Below are 219 nucleotides of genomic sequence, written 5' to 3'. Positions count from 1 at the left end.
TGACCAATCCGGCCGGTAGCGAGATGAAGATCACCCTGAGCAATGGTGAAGTCATCACCATTGGCAAAGGTTTGACCGAAGGCTCGATCACGGTCCCAGCACCAGCCAACACCGTCTATGTCGATGCTGGCAATGTGAGTGTGAATGTCACCGGCACCACCGGTGGTGACTTCGAGAAACTGGACGTCAGCCCGGCACCGGCTGTGACCGCTATCACCG

General features: G+C 57.5%; 1 protein-coding gene. It reads left to right on the top strand.

Features of this window, described 5'->3' with window-relative positions:
• Positions 1–23: 23 nt before the first annotated feature.
• On the top strand, positions 24–219 hold a 196-nt coding region (locus J5M56_RS27355; protein ID WP_207938267.1), incomplete at its 3' end, for an immunoglobulin-like domain-containing protein.

The organism is Pseudomonas sp. 51_B, assembly GCF_017491595.1.
Taxonomy (GTDB): Bacteria; Pseudomonadota; Gammaproteobacteria; order Pseudomonadales; family Pseudomonadaceae; genus Aquipseudomonas; species Aquipseudomonas promysalinigenes.
Note: the sequence above shows the minus strand (reverse complement) of the source record. Positions and strands in the feature narration are given on the sequence as shown.